General features: G+C 67.7%; 18 protein-coding genes. 5 read left to right on the forward strand and 13 right to left on the reverse strand.

Going from position 1 to position 16,446, the window contains the following annotated elements; translation table 11 throughout:
* Window positions 1–21 precede the first annotated feature (21 nt).
* From ABMY26_RS13875 to hisB, 7 genes are all read right to left on the reverse strand, one after another.
* Window positions 22–390 (reverse strand): histidine triad nucleotide-binding protein, encoded by a 369-nt coding sequence (locus ABMY26_RS13875; RefSeq protein WP_045581317.1) that lies wholly within the window; start codon window positions 388–390, stop codon window positions 22–24.
* 33 nt (window positions 391–423) lie between these two features.
* Window positions 424–795 carry a phosphoribosyl-ATP diphosphatase gene (locus ABMY26_RS13880; protein ID WP_372397861.1) on the reverse strand — a complete coding sequence of 124 codons (372 nt, stop codon included), beginning with the start codon at window positions 793–795 and terminating at the stop codon, window positions 424–426.
* Complete coding sequence (hisF, locus tag ABMY26_RS13885) at window positions 788–1,573, reverse strand: imidazole glycerol phosphate synthase subunit HisF (RefSeq protein ID WP_372397862.1); 786 nt, start codon at window positions 1,571–1,573, stop codon at window positions 788–790. Before hisF ends, ABMY26_RS13880 begins: the two co-directional genes overlap by 8 nt.
* Window positions 1,573–2,319, reverse strand: coding sequence for a 1-(5-phosphoribosyl)-5-[(5-phosphoribosylamino)methylideneamino]imidazole-4-carboxamide isomerase (gene hisA, locus ABMY26_RS13890; protein WP_045581320.1), 747 nt, complete (start codon window positions 2,317–2,319; stop codon window positions 1,573–1,575). The genes hisF and hisA overlap by 1 nt, the downstream gene beginning before the upstream one ends.
* Before the next feature lie 31 nt (window positions 2,320–2,350).
* Window positions 2,351–2,893: an N-acetyltransferase family protein gene (locus ABMY26_RS13895; protein WP_372397863.1), complete on the reverse strand. Its 543-nt coding sequence runs from the start codon at window positions 2,891–2,893 to the stop codon at window positions 2,351–2,353.
* A gap of 4 nt (window positions 2,894–2,897) precedes the next feature.
* Window positions 2,898–3,542, reverse strand: coding sequence for an imidazole glycerol phosphate synthase subunit HisH (gene hisH / locus ABMY26_RS13900; protein ID WP_372397864.1), 645 nt, complete (start codon window positions 3,540–3,542; stop codon window positions 2,898–2,900).
* A 62-nt stretch (window positions 3,543–3,604) separates the two neighbouring features.
* Window positions 3,605–4,228: an imidazoleglycerol-phosphate dehydratase HisB gene (hisB, locus tag ABMY26_RS13905; RefSeq protein WP_372397865.1), complete on the reverse strand. Its 624-nt coding sequence runs from the start codon at window positions 4,226–4,228 to the stop codon at window positions 3,605–3,607.
* 134 nt (window positions 4,229–4,362) lie between these two features.
* On the opposite strand from hisB, the gene ABMY26_RS13910 reads away from it, so the two are divergent.
* From ABMY26_RS13910 to hslU, 3 genes are all read left to right on the forward strand, one after another.
* Window positions 4,363–5,910 carry a serine protease gene (locus ABMY26_RS13910; RefSeq protein ID WP_372397866.1) on the forward strand — a complete coding sequence of 516 codons (1,548 nt, stop codon included), beginning with the start codon at window positions 4,363–4,365 and terminating at the stop codon, window positions 5,908–5,910.
* Between the two features lie 103 nt (window positions 5,911–6,013).
* Entirely contained in the window at window positions 6,014–6,577 is a 564-nt protein-coding gene (gene hslV / locus ABMY26_RS13915; protein ID WP_372397867.1) for an ATP-dependent protease subunit HslV, read from the forward strand.
* A gap of 5 nt (window positions 6,578–6,582) precedes the next feature.
* Window positions 6,583–7,941, forward strand: coding sequence for an ATP-dependent protease ATPase subunit HslU (hslU, locus tag ABMY26_RS13920; protein ID WP_372397868.1), 1,359 nt, complete (start codon window positions 6,583–6,585; stop codon window positions 7,939–7,941).
* A gap of 160 nt (window positions 7,942–8,101) precedes the next feature.
* On the opposite strand, the gene ABMY26_RS13925 is transcribed toward hslU, so the two are convergent.
* Both ABMY26_RS13925 and ABMY26_RS13930 read right to left on the reverse strand, forming a co-directional pair.
* Window positions 8,102–9,313 carry a murein transglycosylase A gene (locus tag ABMY26_RS13925; protein ID WP_372397869.1) on the reverse strand — a complete coding sequence of 404 codons (1,212 nt, stop codon included), beginning with the start codon at window positions 9,311–9,313 and terminating at the stop codon, window positions 8,102–8,104.
* Entirely contained in the window at window positions 9,313–9,990 is a 678-nt protein-coding gene (locus ABMY26_RS13930) for a Tim44/TimA family putative adaptor protein (RefSeq protein WP_372399011.1), read from the reverse strand. Before ABMY26_RS13930 ends, ABMY26_RS13925 begins: the two co-directional genes overlap by 1 nt.
* Window positions 9,991–10,295: 305 nt before the next feature.
* Between ABMY26_RS13930 and ABMY26_RS13935 the strand changes: the two genes are divergently transcribed.
* A complete protein-coding gene (locus ABMY26_RS13935) occupies window positions 10,296–10,934 on the forward strand; it encodes an FxsA family protein (protein WP_372397870.1) in 639 nt (212 codons plus the stop codon).
* Window positions 10,935–11,106: 172 nt separating this feature from the next.
* The gene (gene secB, locus ABMY26_RS13940; RefSeq protein WP_372397871.1) at window positions 11,107–11,595 is read left to right on the forward strand and encodes a protein-export chaperone SecB; all 489 of its coding nucleotides are present in this window, start codon (window positions 11,107–11,109) and stop codon (window positions 11,593–11,595) included.
* A 128-nt stretch (window positions 11,596–11,723) separates the two neighbouring features.
* On the opposite strand, the gene rho is transcribed toward secB, so the two are convergent.
* The 4 genes from rho to hemE all read right to left on the reverse strand — a co-directional run bounded on the left by rho (window position 11,724) and on the right by hemE (window position 16,053).
* Window positions 11,724–12,980 (reverse strand): transcription termination factor Rho, encoded by a 1,257-nt coding sequence (rho, locus tag ABMY26_RS13945; RefSeq protein WP_045581329.1) that lies wholly within the window; start codon window positions 12,978–12,980, stop codon window positions 11,724–11,726.
* A gap of 362 nt (window positions 12,981–13,342) precedes the next feature.
* Complete coding sequence (gene hemJ, locus ABMY26_RS13950) at window positions 13,343–13,774, reverse strand: protoporphyrinogen oxidase HemJ (RefSeq protein ID WP_372397872.1); 432 nt, start codon at window positions 13,772–13,774, stop codon at window positions 13,343–13,345.
* A 27-nt stretch (window positions 13,775–13,801) separates the two neighbouring features.
* Entirely contained in the window at window positions 13,802–14,938 is a 1,137-nt protein-coding gene (gene hemH / locus ABMY26_RS13955) for a ferrochelatase (protein WP_372397873.1), read from the reverse strand.
* A gap of 89 nt (window positions 14,939–15,027) precedes the next feature.
* The gene (hemE, locus tag ABMY26_RS13960; RefSeq protein WP_372399012.1) at window positions 15,028–16,053 is read right to left on the reverse strand and encodes a uroporphyrinogen decarboxylase; all 1,026 of its coding nucleotides are present in this window, start codon (window positions 16,051–16,053) and stop codon (window positions 15,028–15,030) included.
* Window positions 16,054–16,446 lie beyond the last annotated feature (393 nt).

Consider the following 16,446-nt stretch of genomic DNA (forward strand, 5'->3'; position numbering starts at 1 on the left):
CGTCGGCTTACGATTGCCCCCTCAGGCCTTGCCGATCATCCGCCCCAGGTCGCGTCCGGCGAACAGATGGATGTGCAGGTGGGCCACTTCCTGGTGGGCCGCCTCGCCGCAGTTCGACAGGATGCGATAGCCGGGGCCGTCCGCGCCGACCATGCGGGCGACGTCGCCGACCGCACGGAACAGGCCGGCGATCTCGGCCTCCGACGCCCTGGCGGTGAAATCGTCCATGTCGACATAGGCGCCCTTCGGGATCACCAGGACATGGGTCGGCGTCTGCGGCTCGATGTCGTGGAAGGCAAGCGCGTGTTCGGTCTCATGCACCTTCCTGCACGGAATCTCACCGCGCAGGATGCGGGCGAACACATTGCCGTCATCGTAGGTCTTGGCCATCGCATGCGTCCTCTTCTTTGGGCGAGATCCCGCTCAGGACTTGCGGGACTTCTTCTCGTCGATGCCGCTGATGCCCTCGCGCTGGGCGAGCCTGGTCCAGACCTCCGCCGGATCCAGCCCAAGGTCGGCCCACAGCACCAGCAGGTGATAGAGCAGGTCGGCGGATTCCGCCGCCAGCGCCGTCTTGTCGCCGCGCACCGCTTCCAGGATCGCCTCCACCGCCTCCTCGCCGACCTTCTGGGCGATCTTGGCGGTGCCGCGGCTGAAGAGCTTGGCGGTGTAGGAGGTTTCCGGATCGGCGCCCTTGCGCGCCTGGACGGTGACGAAAAGCCGGTCCAGCACCTCGGCGGACGGCAGGGCGGGCGCCTTCTCGGCGGACTTGTCTGCCGTCTTCTTCTCAGCCATGGGCCGTCTCCATCGTCTTCGCCGGCCGTACCGGGATGCCGGCGGCGCTCAGCGCCGCCTTGGCCTGGCCGATGGTATAGGTGCCGAAATGGAAGATCGAGGCGGCAAGCACCGCGGTCGCATGCCCCTCGCGGATGCCTTCCACCAGATGATCGAGCGTGCCGACGCCGCCGGATGCGATCACCGGGATGCGGATGCTGTCCGCCACCGTGCGCGTCAGCTCCAGGTCGAAGCCGCTCTTGGTGCCGTCTCGGTCCATCGAGGTCAGCAGGATCTCGCCCGCCCCCAGCGATTCCATCCGCCGGGCCCACTCCACCGCGTCGATGCCGGTGGCGTTGCGGCCGCCATGGGTGAAGACCTCCCACTTGCCGGGGGCGGTCTTCTTGGCGTCGATGGCGACGACGATGCACTGGGCGCCGAACTTCTCGGCTCCCTCGCGCACGAAGTCGGGACGGTGGATCGCCGCGGTGTTGATCGACACTTTGTCGGCACCGGCCAGCAGCAGCTTGCGGATGTCGTCCACCGTGCGCACGCCGCCGCCGACGGTCAGCGGCATGAAGACCTGTTCCGCCGTCCGCCGCACCACGTCGAAGATGGTATCGCGGTTCTCGTGGCTGGCGGTGATGTCGAGGAAGGTCAGCTCGTCCGCGCCTTCGCGGTCGTAGACGCGGGCCTGTTCGACCGGATCGCCGGCATCGATCAGGTCGACGAAGTTGACCCCCTTGACCACCCGGCCGTCCTTGACGTCCAGGCAGGGGATGACGCGCATCTTCAGCATCAGTCGGCGTCCTCGACGGCGGGGGCGGAGAGCAGGTCCAGCGCCTCTTTCGGGTCGATCCGGCCATCATAGAGGGCACGGCCGCAGATGACGCCCTCGATACCGGTGTCCTCCTCCGCCTTCAGCGCCTTCAGATCCTCGATGGAGGAAACGCCGCCCGACGCGATCACCGGCGTGGTCAGGTGGAAGGCGAGGTCGGAGGTCGACTCCACGTTGACGCCGCCCATGGCGCCGTCGCGGTTGATGTCGGTGTAGATGATGGCGGCGACGCCGCAATCCTCGAACTTCAGCGCCAGATCCAGCGCCTTGATGTCCGAGGTCTCGGCCCAGCCCGCCACCGCGACATAGCCCTCCCGCGCATCGATACCAACGGCGATCCTGCCGGGGAACTCGCGGCAGGCCGCCTTCACCAGCTCCGGATCGCGCAGGGCCACCGTGCCGAGGATGACGCGGCTGATGCCCTTCTCCAGCCACATGCCGATGGTGCCGAGGTCGCGGATGCCGCCGCCCAGCTGCACCGGGATGGTCACCGACTTCAGGATGCTCTCCACCGCGGCGCCATTCACCGGCTTGCCCTCGAAGGCGCCGTTGAGGTCGACCAGATGGAGCCATTCGAAGCCCTGGCTCTGGAACAGGCGGGCCTGTTCGCCGGGATCGGTGTTGAAGACGGTGGCCTGGCTCATCTCGCCGCGCAGCAGGCGGACGCAGGCACCGTCCTTGAGGTCGATGGCGGGGTAGATGATCATCGCGGGCGTCTTCCTATGGCGTTGCTGGCGGTTATTGGGCTGGCGGCTGTTGGGCGGGCTGGAGATCTTTGCAGAAGAAATGTCCGGCGAGCGGCTTGCCCTGCACCAGCGCATAGAAGGGATGGGTGCCCCAGCGCTTGAAGCCGAGCGATTCATAGAGCGCGATGGCCGCATCCTGCGTCACGCGGACATCCAGGTTCAGCACCCGGAAGCCGACGGCGCGGGCCTCTTCCACCACGGCCATCGTCAGCCGGCGGGCAAGCCCGTGGCCGCGCGCCCAGGGGGCGATGAAGCTGGTGGTCAGCTGGGCTGCGTGGGCCTGCGCCTCGTTGTTGCGCGGCGGCTTGACCAGCTGGGCGGATCCGGCCACCACCCCGTCCAGGCGGGCGACGAACAGGATGCGTTCCGGCACCACCAGCACGCCCTTCCAATAGCGCTCCATCACGTCACGGGGCGGCGGCTCGACCCAGCCGAAGCCGCCGCCGGCGCGGATGGCATCGTCGGCCGCATCGCACAGGTCGTGCAGGTCGGCGGTCTTCAGCGCATCGATCTTGTCGACGGCGATCTCGGCCATCGTCTCAGACCTTCCAGCGCAGGAAATTGGCGATCAGGGCCAGGCCGGTCGCCTGGCTCTTTTCCGGATGGAACTGGGTGCCGACCAGATTGTCGCGCCCGACCACCGCGGCGAAGGCTCCGCCGTAATCGGCCGATGCGATCAGCGTGTCCGGATCGGCGAGCCTGAACTGGTAGGAATGGACGAAATAGGCGTGGCAGCCCTCCGGCAGGCCGGCCAGCACCGGATGGGGATGGCGGATGTTCAGCTCGTTCCAGCCCATATGCGGGATTTTCAAGGCCGGATCCGCCGGCTCCAGCTTCACCACCTCGCCCCGGATCCAACCCAGCCCTTCGGTCACGCCATACTCGCGCCCGCGCTCCGCCATCAGCTGCATGCCGACGCAGATACCGAGGAAGGGACGGCCGCGGCGGTGCACCACCTCCTCCAGCGCGTCGAGCATGCCGGGGACCTCCGACAGGCCGCGCTTGCAGTCGGCGAAGGCACCGACACCCGGCAGCACCACGCGGTCGGCCCGGCGGACCGCATCGGCATCCGAGGTGACCAGGACATTGTAGGAGGCTTCGGCTTCGCCGGCCGCGCGCTCGATCGCCTTGGCGGCGGAGCGCAGGTTGCCGGAGCCGTAATCGATCAGCGCGACCGTTTCCATGGACGTGACAAACCTTCCGATAGGACGGCGGAGGGGGGTGGCTAGGCCTGGGGTCCCCGCCGTCAGAGCGATCCGCCGAGCGTGCCCTTGGTGGAGGGCACCGCATCGCGCTTGCGCGGGTCGATCTCCACCCCGGCGCGCAACGCGCGGGCAAGCGCCTTGTAGCAGCTTTCCACGATGTGGTGGTTGTTCTCGCCATAGAGATTCTCGACGTGCAGGGTCACGCCGGCGGCCATGGCGAAGGCCTGGAACCATTCGCGGAACAGCTCGGTGTCGAAATCGCCGATCTTGTCGCGGGTGAAGGCCACCTTCCAGATCAGGTAGGGCCGGTTGGAAAAGTCCAGCGCCACCCGGGTCAGCGTCTCGTCCATCGGAATGTAGGAATGGCCGTAGCGCTGGATGCCCTTGCGGTCGCCAAGCGCCTTCGCCACCGCCATGCCGATGGCGATCCCGCTATCCTCGGTCGTGTGGTGGTAATCGATGTGCAGGTCGCCGTCGGCCCGGACCGTCAGGTCCATCAGACTGTGGCGCGACAGCTGCTCCAGCATATGGTCGAGGAAGCCGATCCCCGTCTTGACGTCGTAGACGCCGGTGCCGTCCAGGTTGAGTTCAACCTGGATCCGGGTTTCGGTCGTGTTCCGCTCGATCGAGGCGCGGCGGCCGCCGTTGATGGGGGTCTGGTCCATGGCGGTTTTGTAGCAGGAAGCATCCGCACGCGCCAGCGCCCGGCATGGCCGAACTGTATCCGTCCATTCCGACGATTGTCGTACCAAGGTGTGCGCTGTACAGTGATTCACATCCGATGCGTGCATAGCCGCCGATGACGATCATCATACATCCATTCACCGCAACTCTGTTCCTCCTTCTCGCCCTGCTGCCTGCCGGCTGCGCGAGCACGGCGCCGCAACAGCCGCAGAAAAGGGCACCGCCGGTGGCCGCCGGAACCACCGCCCCCTTCCGCTTCGGCGAACTGGCGATCGGATCGATGCGGCGGGGGATGCAGATCGGCCGTTATGTCTGGGACATCGACTGCGCTCCGCCTTACGACGACGTCTATTGGACCAGCGGCGTCAACATGAGGCGCGGCTCCACCGTCGAGCAGCGGTTCGGCGAGACGATGGCCGCCGCCGGCTTCGACGTGGTCGGCCGGCCGGGCGGCTCCGACAGCCCCGACGGCAACCGCAGCCGCGCCCGCTTCACCGTGCAGGGCGACCTGCTGAACGTGCAGCTGGAGTTGTGCCACCGCATGAACTGGCTGACCGGCGGCGACAAGGGCACGTCGGGCAGCGGCAGCGTGAAGGTCGAATGGACGGTCTACGACACCCGCGGCGACGGGCTGGTCCACCGCGCCGTCACCACCGGCGCCGCCACCCAGAACCAGGGCGTACCCCAGGGCGATACCTTGCTGATCGAGGAGGCCATCGCCGATGCGGTCGAAGCGCTCGCCGCCGACGCCGGCTTTCGCGCCCTGCTGTCGGGCGGAACCCTGCCGGCCGCTCATGCAATGGCGATGACTCCGCCATCTTTCACGACCGTACCGGCCGGATCCGGCCCAGTTCCGTTGACGCCAGCCGCCATGCCGCCTGCCCCGCCGCTCGCCGTATCGGCGCCTTCCCAGTCCGGGATGCCAAGCCGGCTGCTGCTGCGGGCCGGATCCGGCCCCGGATCCGGCCGGACCGCGGCGTCCCGGCTTCCGGTCGGCCGTACCCATGGCTTGGTGATCGGGGAGACGGAGGTCGGAGGCGAGGTGCAGGCGGTGCTGCTGGCTCCGCTCCCTGGATCCGACCCCATCGTCACCGTGCGGCCGGCGCGGGGAGTGGAGTTGACCGGCTGGGTGGTCGGACGCGACGCGGCCAGCGGCTTTGCGCTGGTCCGGGTGCCGGCACGGCTGAGCGCCCTGCCCCTGCGCACCGCCGCCCTCCGGGTCAGCGAGCCGGTGCGGACGGTTCCGGGCGGGCGGGGACGCGAGATCGCCGGGATCGTCGGAAGCCTGCGCGCCGACGCGGGGGAAAACATGGTGATCCAGGCGGATCTGGGCTCGGCCGCCCTGTTCGACGCGGTCACCGAGGTTGGCGACCCGCTGCTCGACGGCAGCGGCGCGCTCGTCGGCGTGGCTCCGTCGGCCGGACGGTCGGTGGCGACCCCGGCAGGGCTGGTCGATTTCCTGCCGATCGGCCCGCTGCTGGACCGGTTGAGGGCGGACCCGGTCGGCGGGGTCTCGTCCGGCCATCGGTCCGAAAGGGATGCCACCGGCCGCGACAAAGGTGGCCGCGGCACTCTCGCGGACCGATGGCGGAAGGACGGGGAGCTTGACGAGGACTGGCCCGATGGCGACGTTCTTGACGAGGACAGTGCCCCTCCCACATAGACCGGATGCCCGACCGCTGTGATTCGATGGCCGGCGCCCGGCAGCGGCGCGCCGGTCCGGAACGGCGGACGGCTCCCCCTTCATTCCCCAGCGTGGTTTCCGCATGACCTACCAAGCGTCCAATCCCCATGATCCCATCCAATGGCATGGCACCACCATCCTGTCCGTGCGCAAGAACGGTCAGGTGGTGATCGCGGGCGACGGGCAGGTCTCGGTCGGCCAGACCGTGATGAAGGCCAATGCGCGCAAGGTCCGCTGGCTGGCCGGCGGTACGGTGATGGCAGGCTTCGCCGGCGCCACCGCCGACGCGCTGACCCTGTTCGAGCGGCTGGAGGGCAAGCTGGAGCAGTATCCCGGCCAGTTGACCCGCGCCTGCGTCGAAATGGCCAAGGATTGGCGCACCGACCGCTATCTGCGCCGGCTGGAAGCGATGATGGCGGTCGCCGACAAGAGCGTCAGCCTGGTGCTGACCGGCAACGGCGACGTGCTGGAGCCGGAGGACGGGTTGATCGGCATCGGTTCAGGCGGGTCCTATGCCCTGTCGGCGGCACGCGCACTGATCGACATCGAGGGCATGGATGCGGAGGCGGTGGCGCGCAAGGCGATGAGGATCGCCGCCGGCATCTGCGTCTACACCAACGAGAACGTCACCCTGGAAAGGCTGTGAGCGCCATGACGAGCCAGAACGCCGCCCAAACCGCTTCCGTCTCCGCCGAAACCGCCGCCTTCAGCCCGCGCGAGATCGTCTCGGAACTCGACCGCTACATCGTCGGCCAGAACGAGGCCAAGCGCGCGGTCGCCATCGCGCTGCGCAACCGCTGGCGCCGCCAGCAGCTGCCGGAAGCATTGCGCGAGGAGGTCCTGCCGAAGAACATCCTGATGATCGGCCCGACCGGCGTTGGCAAGACCGAGATCGCCCGCCGGCTCGCCAAGCTGGCCCAGGCTCCGTTCCTGAAGGTCGAGGCCACTAAGTTCACCGAGGTCGGCTATGTCGGCCGCGATGTCGAGCAGATCGTCCGAGATCTGGTGGAGGCGGCCATCGGCCTGACCCGCGAGCGGCTGCGCAAGGAGGTCGCCGCCAAGGCGGAGCTGCGGGCGGAAGAGCGCGTGCTGGATGCGCTGTGCGGCGACAGCGCCAGTGCGGAGACGCGGGCCAAGTTCCGCAAGATGCTGCGCGAGGGCACGCTGAACGACAAGGAGATCGAGGTCCAGGTCGCCGACACCGGCGCCCCGGCCGGCATGCCGACCTTCGACATTCCAGGCATGCCCGGTGCCCAGATGGGCATGCTGAACCTGAACGACATGTTCGGGAAGATGATGGGCGGCCGCACCAAGACGCGCCGCATGACCGTGGCCGAAAGCCATGGCGTGCTGATGGCGGAGGAATCCGACAAGCTGCTGGATCAGGAAAAGGTGGTGTCGGAGGCGATCCGCGCCGTCGAGCAGAACGGCATCGTCTTCCTCGACGAGATCGACAAGATCTCCGCCCGGTCAGATGCGCGCGGGGCCGATGTCAGCCGCGAGGGCGTGCAGCGCGACCTGCTGCCGCTGATCGAGGGCACCACCGTGTCGACCAAGCACGGGCCGGTGAAGACCGACCATGTCCTGTTCATCGCGTCCGGCGCCTTCCACGTCGCCAAGCCGTCCGACCTGCTGCCCGAACTGCAGGGCCGGCTGCCGATCCGCGTCGAGCTGAAGGCGCTGAGCCAGGACGACTTCCGGCGCATCCTGACCGAACCGGAAGCCAGCCTGATCCGCCAGTACAAGGCGCTGATGAAGACGGAGGAGGTCGATCTGGTCTTCACCGACGACAGCATCGACGAACTGGCCCGGCTGGCCGCCGAGATCAACGGCTCGGTCGAGAACATCGGCGCGCGCCGCCTGCACACCGTGCTGGAACGCCTGCTGGAGGAGATCAGCTTCGCCGCCAGCGACCGCTCCGGCGAGACGATCACCATCGATGCCGCCCTGGTGCGCGAGCGGGTCGGCGGTCTGGCAAAAAACGCCGACCTGTCCAAGTTCATTCTGTAAACAGGGTCATCCTATAGCGATGTGGACGGGGCGCCACTCGGCGTCCCCGTTCGCGGCATGGAATGGAACGTTTGAAACCGGGTGAAACAGACTCCGGGTGACCGTTCAACTGTTCCATCCCCCGGCGGGCCTGGTCGGCCGCTTCACGTGAAACATCGCCCTACCCGCCCGCGACAGCCACCTTCACCGATTTCGGCAGCAGCAGCACATAGCTCCCACGGCTCTTCATCACGCCTGCCGCCTGTTCCGCCTCCGCGCCATGCCCCCAGAAGACATCGCCGCGCACCGGACCGCGGATGGCGCCACCGGTATCCTGGGCGACCAGCAGCCGGCGCAGCCGCTGCCTGCCGTCCAGCGGGTCCTCGGCATCCAGCCAGACCGGCACGCCATAGGGCATGAACTTGGAGTCCACGGCCAGACTGCGGCCCGGCGTCAGCGCGACACCTTGCGCCCCGTTCGGGCCGTCGCCGGTCAGCGGCTGGAAGAAGACATAGGACGGGTTGACGTTCATGACCGCCGCCGCCTGATCGGGATTGGCCAGCAGCCAGGCACGGATGGTCTGCAACGAGACCTCTTCCCGCTTCAGCGCGCCGCGGTCGATCAGCTCCTTGCCGATGGCAACGTATTTATGGCCGTTCTGGCCGGCGTAGCCGACCCGCATCTCGCCTCCCCCGGCGAGCCGGACCCGGCCCGATCCCTGGATTTGCAGGAAGAAGGCGGCGATGGGGTCCTTGACCCACAACAGTTCCAGCCCCTTGCCGGCAAGGGCGCCACCGACGATGGCGGCGCGATCCTCATAGGGTTTCAGACGCCCATCGACCACGCGGCCGGCGGTGCGTTCGCCCTTCCAGCGTTCGGCGAACTCGCCGAGATCGACCATCACCAGATCGGGCGGCTTGCGGTAGAGCGGCACCGGGTAGGCCGGATCCGGCCGGCGGCTGCCCTCCAGCTCGGCTTCGTAATAGCCGGTGAACAGGCCCTCTCGCGTGCCGTTATTGCCGGCGGCATAGGGGCTGAAATGCGTCTCGAAGAAGCGGCGGGCGGCGGCATCGTCACCCGGCGGCAGATCCGCCAGCCGGGCACAGGGAGTCTGCCAATCGGCAATCCGGCCCGCCACCCCGCCCGGCCCGACCGTCCGGTCGGCCGGCAGGGTTTTGAAGCGGGCGCAGGACCGGGCGAGCGCCGGAACCGCCTGGGCGACCGGGTCGGCGCTCCAGCCCGGCAGGTCGGCGAAGGACAGGGGCCCCAGCGTCAGCGCGTCGGGGGGCGGTTTCGGCTCTTCCCGCGGGGCGCAGGCCGAAAACAGCAACGCCACCGCCCCAAGCAGGACGGTGGCGCCGAAGCCGGTACGGGGACGGCGGGGAGGCCGCATTACTGGACCTGCCGCACCTCGACCAGCGACCAGTTCGGATCGCGCGAGCGGGTGTTGCGGGCGAAGGTCCAGACATCGACATTCTCGACCAGCGCCTTGGGATCGCCGTCGATGACCGCTCCGTCGCGGTCGCGCACCACATTGACCTGATCGGTGACCAGACGGACGGTGACCAGAGCGGTATGGCTGGCGTCGAGCTTCGCTTCCACCACCTCGGCCTCGCGGACGAACTCGATGCGGGCCTCGTGCTGTTCGCCGGCGGCCTGCCGGTCACGGATGACCCGGGCGAAACCGTCATAAACGTCGTCGGCCAGCAGTGGACGCAGCGTCGCGGTGTCGCCGCGGGCAAAGGCGTCGACGATCATCGCGAAGGCGGCCTTGGCGCCTTCCAGGAAATGCTTCTCGTCGAAGGTCGGGTCGGCGGCGCGGATCTGGTCGATCGAGGCGGCCAGCGAAAGCGGCTCGTCCGAGGCCGGTGCGGCATCGGGTCGCGGCCGGTTGCGCTCGGGCAACGGCACGACATTGTCGGGCTTCGCCGGCGGGGCCGCGGTGAAGGGGTTCGAGCGCTGCCGCTCCTCCCCCGTCCGGCGGCCGAGGACGCTGCGCAGCCGATAAACGAGGAAGGCCGCGATCATCGCGAAGATCACGATCTCGATGAACACGAACCCGTCTCCCATCATCTGTTCCTTCTCGAACGACATGTCATGAACGATGCGCCGCGGCGTGGCCCCGGCAACCGGATCCGGGCCGGATCTGCTCCGGATCCCGGCCTGATTCGGGGAGATCCGGTGCCGTCGGCGCCGCCCATCCCCGCCCCACCCCTGGACCTTGCGGCCGGACGGCATTACGTGTTGCCTGCCCATCCGTCATCCGGACCAAAAACCGAGGCCGAAACCACCGATTTGTTGGAGGCGCCGGCCTTTCGACCGGACGACCTATCCAAACTTAGATAGGGGCAGCGAGCCCGAAGAGCAAGGACACCATGAATCCCCTGCTGTTGATCCTCCTTCTGCCGATCCTGGAGATCGTCGGATTCATCCAGGTCGGCGACTGGCTCGGCGCCGGCCCAACCATCGGGCTGCTGATCCTGTCGGCGGTGGTCGGCGTGCTGCTGGTCCGCCATCAGGGGTTGGCGTCGCTGACCCGGGCGCAGGCCGCAGCGGCGCGGGGCGAGGCGCCGATCGGCACTGTGCTGGACGGTTTCTGTGCCGTGCTGGCCGGCATCCTGCTGATCATTCCCGGATTCCTCACCGATCTGCTGGGACTGGTCCTGCTGATCCGCCCGTTGCGCCGTGGCATCGGCCGCTGGCTGCTGGGCCGGCTGGGTGCCGGACTGCCGGTGTTCACCGCCGGGCAGGCCGGATTTGGCGGCCATGGGAGCGGCCGTGGATTCGGCAACGCGGCGCCCGGCGGTTTCGGTGCCGACGATCCCCGCCACACCGCCCCCAACACTGCCGGCGATCCCTTCCGCCCGGCCCCCGGTGTGATCGACGGCGATTACCGCGACGTGACCACCGAGGACGGACGGCGCGATACCGATGCCCGTCCCGATACCGACGGCGACGCGCCCCGGCTGACCGATTCCCAATGGGGCAAGCCCCGTCCGGATGAGCGGCGCTGACCGCCCGCCCGCCCGGCAGTTTCCGTTGGCAGGACGGCCGATCCGTGATAGCCAGCCCGTTGGGCGAAGGCACAACCGTCGCGAACCAAACCTTGCCACCTCACATCCGGGTCGGCCCGCCGCCCTGCCCTGTCCCGGGCCGGGAGCGTGGGCCGGCGATTAGGAGTCCGTTATGTCCGATCAGATGAGCAACGGCGCCGAGCAGCAACAGGCGTCCTCGCTGCCGATGCATGTCCTCGCGCAGTATGTGAAGGACCTCTCGTTCGAGAACCCCAACGCCCCGCAGAGCCTGCTGCCCAACCAGCCGCAGCCGCAGGTGAACATCGGCGTCGACGTCCAGGGCCAGAAGGTCGGCGACGACATCTACGAGCTGACCCTGAACCTGCGCTGCGAAGCCCGCCAGGGCGAGTCCGTGGCCTTCCTGGTCGAGCTGGCCTATGGCGCGCTGTTCCAGTTCCCCGGCCTGCCGGAAGAGCATCACCGCCCGGTCCTGATGATCGAGGGCGCCCGGATGATCTTCCCGTTCGCCCGCGCCATCGTTTCCAGCGCGACCCGCGAAGGCGGCTTCCCGCCGCTGATGATCAACCCCATCGACTTCGCCGAGCTGTACCACCGCCAGTCGGCCCAGCCGGCCCAGGGCGAGCAGCAGCCCCCGTTCTGATCCGGACGGATCGGGAACAGAAAAAGGGCGGGTGGCCGACAGGCCCCCGCCCTTTTTCATGCACGAACACCCTGCCCGGAAGGCCCGGATCCGGCAGGATCCAGGCTTGCCCCGGGCCGGATCCGGCCCTACTGGTTCATGCTTTCGAAGAACTCGTTGTTCGACTTGGTGTGCTTCAGCTTGTCGACCAGGAAGTCGACCGCATCGGTCACGCCCATCGGCATCAGGATACGGCGCAGGATCCACATCTTCGACATGGTGCCCTTGTCGACCAGCAGCTCCTCCTTGCGGGTGCCCGACTTGGAGATGTCGATGGCCGGGAAGGTGCGCTTGTCGGAGAGCTTGCGGTCCAGCACGATCTCCGAGTTGCCGGTACCCTTGAACTCTTCGAAGATCACCTCGTCCATGCGGCTGCCGGTGTCGATCAGCGCGGTCGCGATGATGGTGAGCGAACCGCCCTCCTCCACGTTGCGCGCCGCGCCGAAGAAGCGCTTGGGCCGCTGCAGCGCGTTGGCGTCGACGCCGCCGGTCAGCACCTTGCCCGACGACGGAACGACCGTGTTGTAGGCGCGGGCCAAGCGGGTGATGCTGTCCAGCAGGATCACCACGTCGCGCTTGTGCTCGACCAGCCGCTTGGCCTTCTCGATCACCATCTCGGCGACCTGGACGTGGCGGGTCGCCGGCTCGTCGAAGGTGGAGCTGATGACCTCGCCGCGGACCGAGCGGGCCATGTCCGTCACTTCTTCCGGACGCTCGTCGATGAGGAGGACGATCAGATAGGCTTCGGGATGGTTGGTGGCGACGGAGTGGGCGATGTTCTGCAGCATCACCGTCTTGCCGGTGCGCGGCGGTGCCACGATCAGCCCGCGCTGCCCCTTGCCCAGCGGCGCCACCAGGTCGACGATGCGGCCGGTCAGGTTCTTCTTGGTCGGATCCTCGACCTCCATCCGGATGCGCTCCTCCGGATAGAGCGGCGTCAGGTTGTCGAAGTTGATACGGTGACGGACCTTGTCGGGCGAGTCGAAGTTGATCGTGTTGACCTTCAGCAGGGCGAAGTAGCGTTCACCCTCCTTGGGCGAGCGGATCTGCCCTTCCACCGTGTCGCCGGTGCGCAGGCCGAAGCGGCGCACCTGGCTCGGGCTGACATAGATGTCGTCGGGACCCGGCAGGTAATTGGACTCCGGCGAACGCAGGAAGCCGAACCCGTCCTGCAGCACCTCCAGCACGCCGTCGCCGAAGATCGGAATGTCGTTCTCGGCCAGCTGCTTGAGGATCGCGAACATCATGTCCTGCTTGCGCAGCGTGCTCGCGTTCTCGATCTGCAGCTCCTCCGCGAACGCCAGCAGTTCTGCGGGGCTTTTGCACTTCAGCTCTTGGAGATGCATCGGATTGCCTGTGAAATCGTCATGCGGGGGAGTGGCCTTGGGGATGGGGGGTGCCTGGAATCCCGGCCGACGGCGGTTGGGGGCGGCGGAGGCCGCAACGCGGTCGCGTCGGGTGGGCAGCGGGTGGCGCTTGGACGATCGTGTCCCGAGGCGTCCGGAAAATGGTCGCACGGAAGCGGATCGCCAGCCACCAGGCCCGGCTCAAGAACAGAGCGTCGGATCGGCAGATGTGGGCGTGGGAGGCCACGGGGCGAAAACCCCGTGGTCTTGACATCGTTATCGGATCGGTACGGTCAAGTCAAACGAAAGCGGAACCTGCAAAGCCCGCTGATTCCGCTTTTTCGAGGCGTGGAAGGGCCCGGTCAGAAGGGCTTCACGATCACGAAGATCACGATGCCGATCATCAGCAGCGTCGGCACCTCGTTGGCGATGCGGTAGAAGCGCTGCGGCCGGCTGTTGCGGTCCTCGGCGAAGTCGCGGCGCCAGCGGGCCATCATCATGTGGCTGGCGGTCAGCAGCAGCACGAACAGCAGCTTGGCATGCAGCCAGCCACCCTGCTTGAACAGCAGCGGGTCGATGACGATCATCGAGATTCCGAACACGTACGCCGCGATCATCGCCGGGTTCATGATGGCGCGCAGCAGCCGGCGTTCCATCACCTTGAAGCGTTCGGAGGCGTCGGATCCGGCCGGCGCCTCGCAATGGTAGACGAACAGCCGCGGCAGGTAGAGCAGCCCCGCCATCCAGGCGATGATGCTGATGACGTGCAAGGCCTTGATCCACAGATACAGCACCGGCCGTGTCCCCTCTTTCGTTTCGGTTCAGCGCCGCGCCTGCGGGCAGCCGGAGACGCCGGACGGGCAGATCCGGTCGCCGTTATGGGCGCAGATCGCCGCCTTGCCCGCGACGGTCTGCCGCACCAGCCGGGCCAGCCCGTCGATGAAGCCGGGATGCACCCCGACCGTCGGTACACGGGTGAAATGGGGCACCCCCGCCTCCTTGGCGAGGTGGCGGTATTCGATCTCGATCTCCACCAGCGTCTCGGAATGTTCGGAGACGAAGGCCATCGGCACCACCAGGATCGGCACGCCGTCCTGCCCGGCCCGGCGGATCTCGGCGTCGGTGCTGGGGCCGATCCACTCCATCGGGCCGACGCGGCTCTGGTAGCAGTTGATCCAATCGAGATGGTCGATGTCCAGTGCCGCGGCGATCGATTCAGCCGTCCGCTCGCACTGCCACTGATAGGGGTCGCCGGAGGCCACCACCTTTTTCGGCAGCCCGTGGGCGGAGAACAGGACGCGCGGGGTACCATGGGCCTTAGCGGCCTCGTACAGCGGACGGATCAGATCCGCCGTCGCATCGATGAAGCCGGCCTGGGTCGGGTAGCAGCAGAGCAGCCGGGTCGGCGCCGTCAATCCGACGGTCTGCGCCGCCTCGGCCCACGCCTTGGCGCTGGAGGCCGTCGTGGTGGTGGAGAATTGCGGGTAGAGCGGCAGCAGCACGACCAGATCCGGGTCGTACGCCTTCACCCGGGCAGCCGTCTCGGCGCTCATCGGGTGCCAGTAGCGCATGGCGACGAAGACCTTGGCGTCTGTCCCGCCGGCCGCCGGATCCGCTGCCGGATCTGGCGCCAGATCCGCCGCCGACGATGTCTCCAGGGCCGCCTCCAGGGCTGCCGCCTGCGCTTCCGTGTTCTCCAGCAGCGGCGACTTGCCGCCGATCTGGGCGTAGATCGCCGCCGCCGGCTTCGCCCGCCGTCCGCTGATCAGGCTGGCGATCAGGAAACGGAACGGGTTCGGCAGCCGGATGATGGCCGGATCGTTGAACAGGTTGAACAGGAAGGGCCGCACCGCTTCGGGCGCGTCGGGGCCGCCGAGGTTGAACAGCACGACGGCCACGCGCCGCGGCCGGTCGGCGATGGCGGCAGCGGCGGAAGGCTGGGGGGGGAGCTGGGTCATGGTGCCCGCTAAACTGGAGCGTCACCGGCCCGCTGTCCAGCCCCCCGCCGTCGCTTTTCAGCCGCCGGCCGACATTGTGGGCAAAGCCGTCAGCCGCGGTTCGGCCATTCCCGCAGCAGCCGGCTCAGCTCGGCCACATGGTCGGGCGGCGTCGACTGAATGACGCCATGGCCCAGGTTGAACACGAAGGGCCGGTCGGCCAACGCCTCCAGGATGCCGCTGGCCGCATTGGCCAGGGCCTTGCCGCCGGTGGCCAGCATGATCGGATCGAGGTTGCCCTGCACCGGCAGGCGGGGCTGCAGCGTACGGGCCGCCCAGAGCGGCGAGACGGTGGTGTCGAGGCCGACGGCGTCCACCCCGGCGTCGGCGACGTAATCCTCATAGGCATGGCCGGCACCGCGCGGGAAGCCGATGATCGGTGTCTCCGGATGCTTCGCCTTGACCAGTGCGACGATCCGCCGCGTCGGCTCGATCACCCAGCGCCGGAACTCGCCGATCGGCAGCACGCCGGCCCAGCTGTCGAACAGCTGTACGGTCTCGGCCCCTGCCTCGATCTGCCGGCAGAGATACTCGGCGGTCACCTCGACGATCAGGTCGATCAGCCGGGCGAAGCCCAGGGGATCGCCATAGGCCCAGCGCTTGACATGCGCATACTCCTTGGACCCGGCCCCTTCGACCATGTAGCAGGCGATGGTCCAGGGAGCCCCTGCAAAGCCGATCAGCGTCGTCTGCTCCGGAATCGCGGTGGAGAGCCGACGCACCGTCTCGTAGACCGGGGCCAACGTCTCATGGAAGCGGTCGCGGGACAGGCGCTTGAGATCCTCGACATTGCGGACCGGATCCAGCTTCGGCCCCTCCCCTTCCAGATAGGCCAAGGGCTGGCCCAGCGCGTGCGGCACCACCAGGATGTCGGAGAACAGGATCGCCGCGTCCATGCCATAGCGGCGCAGCGGCTGCAGGGTCACCTCGACCGCGAAGTCGGGATTGTAGCAGAGGTCGAGGAAGCTGCCCGCCTTCGCCCGCAGCTCCCGGTACTCCGGCAGGTAGCGTCCGGCCTGACGCATCAGCCAGAAGGGCGGGCGCGACCGCACCTCTCCCGCCAAAGCGGCGAGCATCGGCTTGCGGGGCGGATTCTGGACGGCGGAGCTGGAAGCGGTCAAGACGATGCGTTCCCCTGAATGCGATTTCGAATCCCGCGATTCCAACCCTGTTCGGGTCCGGAATCGGGACAGGGTTTATCCCCTCTTCTTCACTATATTTTTTAATTGGAGAAAGGAAGAGGAGGTAGTGGATGGCTGTGGATAACGGTGATCCCCATGGCAATCGAATCTATCCACAGATCCGGGGGCTTGTGCCTGCATGTGTGCGGATCTGTGGACGATTCGGAGCACTACCCCCGGAAACGGCGGAAATGCTATAGCTGGACCGACGGGAGTCCCGTGGATAACAAGGCGGACGGGGCCGGATCTTCCCAGCTTCCGAAGCGGTCGGCGGAGTTGTTCTCCGCT

Source organism: Azospirillum sp. HJ39, from assembly GCF_041507355.1.
Classification (GTDB): domain Bacteria; phylum Pseudomonadota; class Alphaproteobacteria; order Azospirillales; family Azospirillaceae; genus Azospirillum; species Azospirillum thiophilum.